At 53.4% G+C, this 3,876-nt stretch carries 3 protein-coding genes; all 3 read left to right on the forward strand.

Features of this window, described 5'->3' with window-relative positions; all coding sequences use genetic code 11:
• Positions 1-89: 89 nt before the first annotated feature.
• From AC57B6_RS03635 to AC57B6_RS03645, 3 genes are read left to right on the forward strand one after another with little or no spacing between them, the layout of a single operon-like run.
• Positions 90-494, forward strand: a complete 405-nt coding sequence (locus AC57B6_RS03635; protein ID WP_496420708.1) for a hypothetical protein — start codon at positions 90-92, stop codon at positions 492-494.
• Complete coding sequence (locus AC57B6_RS03640) at positions 487-1,326, forward strand: DUF3304 domain-containing protein (protein ID WP_496420709.1); 840 nt, start codon at positions 487-489, stop codon at positions 1,324-1,326. Before AC57B6_RS03635 ends, AC57B6_RS03640 begins: the two co-directional genes overlap by 8 nt.
• Positions 1,327-1,328: 2 nt before the next feature.
• The gene (locus tag AC57B6_RS03645; protein ID WP_496420710.1) at positions 1,329-3,590 is read left to right on the forward strand and encodes a hypothetical protein; all 2,262 of its coding nucleotides are present in this window, start codon (positions 1,329-1,331) and stop codon (positions 3,588-3,590) included.
• Positions 3,591-3,876: the final 286 nt, after the last annotated feature.

The following is a 3,876-nucleotide window of genomic DNA, read 5'->3' on the forward strand; positions in this document are numbered from 1 at the left end:
GAGCCGCGTCGCCGGCCCGGTGCGCTCACTTCCATCATTCTGATTCCCACCAGATCTAGTGGGAATCAGAATGCCGAAGCCGCATCGTTATGAACAGACGGTACGGTGGACTCGCTTACGTTGTGGCAGATACGCCGCAATCACTTACTGACGAACAGCATCAATTGCTGCTCGATCTCGGGTACGCAGACAAACTGGCGATGCAACTGCGCAATACCTGCGGCGCGATGGTTGATCGTCTTTCTGGCGATGAGCTATACGCTCTTGTCGATTCACAACTCGAGCGTGCGTACGGGTACAGAATCTCTGACGAGGAGGGCTTATCAGCTTATGTAACCGTTGGCGTTCTAGTGTCGCCGGAATTCGATAGGCATCCTGTAGTTAGCGAACGCCTGCTTGCTGTCGCACGAGACGAAATCATGGCAGCAGATGCACTATCGACAATTGACGATAGCGTCTGGGATGCCATTAGGGACGATTACATAAATGAATAACTTGTTGAACTGGCGGCATGCTTCGATGCGTGCTGCTACTGCTTGCTTGATGCTGTTGTCCGTCAGTGCGTGTGGAAAATCTGAGCCAACGTACAGTGGTATCTCAGTTGAAGGATTCAACTACCTTCCCTACAACCTGTCTCGTTTCACTGTCAGCGATGCATTCGGAAATAGCGCCCGCGGAGGGGGGGACGACATGCCCGGCAGTGGCGAGGGAAGCTTGAGTTGCTGTTACTCGCTCAAAGGCACCGAATTTGTCGTTAAGTGGGACTATTACGACGCAGATCAGTGGCAGGCTGGCAACAAGCAACTGCTTCACGCCGAGGCAAAGGTATCAATGTCGCCGTCGCAGACCCCGAAGTCGCCGGGCGATCGGATACTCGAAGTGCATTTTTACCCTGATCGACACGTCGAGCTTGCCTTCCCGGGGGCGCTGCTTGGTAGCACCCGAATTGCGGCGTCTGACGTAACTCGTTGGATGTTCGATCGCTATCACAAGCAATTGGATGTGCGGTATCCGGAGCGGGATGATCAGCAATTTCGGCGAATAGCGCGCGAGGTTGCCATCGCGTGGCTTAAATATCAGCTAACCGATACGAACGACCTTGAGCAATACGCTTACTACGGTTTGCTCGTGAACGAGCGCTTCGACGCGCATCCCGAGGTGCAAAAAATACTCCAATCGAACCGGGCGCAGCCCGGGAAATTTGCGCAGTCGATGAGCGGTTTGTCAACCAAGGTTGTATCTGAATTGAAGCAAAACAAGTTCAAGCCGGTGGCGGTTCCGAACATTCCTGGCGGACTGCTACCCGTGCCGCGCGCGAAGGAGTGAGAATGGAAAAGCAAAGCCGTCTGGATAAAGATGACGCTACACCTCAAAGCGTCTGCCGTCAGGTTATGGCGCAGGAGTCTGCCGCCTACCCGAAGGGGGATTGCATTCCCTGCGGCGCCACAATTCGCGTGGGGTTCTTCTTTGATGCGTTCGGTCGTAGCCGCGACGTCGACGATCAATCCAGTTCGGAATATTCAAACATCTCCCGCCTTTTTGAAGCGCATCGGGACATTAAAGACTTTCGACGTCCTGTCAATCAATTCTGGTTCCGTTTTTACTATTCTGGGCTAGGCACGCCGCTCAACGAGGACGCTAATTCGAACGAGTGGATAAACGCCGGGGTGGCAGCCCTGAAGGTCGGCGGAAAACAAGGCCTTAAAACAGGGAAGGCGATGGCCGAGTCGATGGCCCGGATCAAGGGACCTATCGATCAGGCAGACCTAGGAAAAAGGGCGAAGACGGCAGTGAAGGACGCTGCGTCGGATTTTTCATTCAGACCAGTAATCAAAGCATATCAAGATTTTAAGAAGGACATCCAGAACATTCCTCGCGATGTCCGCCGCATCACAAACGTCCTCAATGCCTCTCCAGAACGAATCTGGGAGCGAACCAAGGCTGGTGGCATCTCGTTGTACCGAAACGCAAAGACTGATATCAAGCGCAATCCTCTAAAGGTTGTCCAAACTGTTGCGCGACAACTATTTACGGGGATTCTCATGGAGAACATCCCGATCGTGCGCGATAACAGTGTGATGGCCGAAGCTTTTGGAACGGGCGTCGACACGCGGCTTGTGGCTGCCATGGATCAGTTCAAGGCCTCGTACAAGGCAGTTCAAGCGAAGATGCCAAAAATCCGCGCCATTGAGGTATCGGTGTTCGGCGCTGACCGGGGGTGTGTGCTTGCTCGTGCTTTCGTGAATGAACTCGCGAAAAAGTACAAACACCGGGACGACACTGACCTGCAGATTGAAGGCGTACCGATCGAGATCAAGTTCCTTGGTATGCTGGACGCAGTGTCTTCCATCATGTCCGAGGAAGAGGGAACTGTAATCGGGTTGATTCCATTTCTTGGCGCGATCAAACCCGATTACAAGGATCGACCTCTGGGCGTTCCAGAAAGCGTCAAACGGTGCATCCATTTTGCTGCTGCCCATGAAATGCGGTTCTATCAACGCTTGGACAGTCTGGAAAAGACCCGCGGCGACCAGGTGCTTTATCCTGGGACAAGCAGCGATGTCGTTGGCGGCGCGCCGGCCGGTTCGCTAAGCTTTAACGCTGAATTAATGAGAGTTCCGCTGCAAGACATGCTGTTAGAGGCAATCAGGGCGGGCGCAGCGATGGACATGATGGAGGATCTTTCGGCTTACAAGCCCCAGACGTTCGACAAATTCATAGTGGCGACACCGATTAGCTGTGACGGTCAACAATATCGGATACGAGCGCTGGTTGACGCCTATCGAAAAATTGTTCCCCGCACGACTGGGCTTGATTTTCTCTCGCATGCGAAAGTCTTTCTTCGCTGGATCGCCATTCGCTACCAGGATCCCGATTTTCGACATTCCGTCACCCATCCTGTAACTGACTGGAAGCAACAGTTCAAGGATGCTGACTTGCAATTGAGAACAGCCAAGGCGAAATTGGATTGGGAGATGCAACGGCAAGGCGTCACGATGAGCATGTTGTCTACTCGTAGTCCCAGCGACCAAGCGATACTGCTAAAACTGAAAGCTGACAAAGACGCGGCGCAGGGGCGCTACGATTCACTTCTACAAACCGCGCCAAAGGAAGATTTCACCAGCGTCTGGACGCGATTGGATCAGGAAGCTCACGATATGACAAGTCGCTGGGAAAAAATGGAGCCGGGGTACGAGGCGGACCAGCAGCGGCGGTTCGTGCAGTCTTTCAATCACGAACTGAAGTACACGCCGATTTTTATGGCACCGGCCTTTGCGCACCACGTGGACTTGACTGAAGACCAGATCGCGTTGGTAAAAGCTTGGCAGACCGGAATTGGAGGAAAAGACCCGCTGCCAGATCCGGTTATGAAGTTATTCGATATGCTCGTGCACGATACCTTGCTAACGAGTTGGCAGGATCACGTCTTGGCGCCGACACTGTACTTCCGGACGCGTGACAAGGACGTCTTCGGAAAAACGGATTTTGCCAAGGAAGACAAACAGCGGAAAAGGGATGACGATGCCGCCGCGCGAGTGGACAGGCTGAGTCAAGGTGGTGCTTCCAGGTTTAGCGCCGACACGCCCTAATTTATCGGTCGGGGATAATTTCTCTGCTGAAGATAAGGGCGGAGTTTCTGAACCTTTGTAATTGCTGTGAGCTTGGTGCTCTTTTTACCTCCCTGTTGTGTTGTCGTCGGAGGCCAGCGCTAAAAGTTCGATCTCTCTTGCCAAGATGGAATGCGTAGGCCGATAGAACCTGTCCGCATTTTTGTGTGCGAGGCGGTTAGCGGAGTTACCCGCGTGCGTTGGTAAAACGCTCTCCAAACAGAATCGCGAACTGGTTCATGGCTGAGGACCAGTCGAATGCCGCCCG

The organism is Paraburkholderia sp. BGA-UO-ETr-F12 (assembly GCF_059567945.1).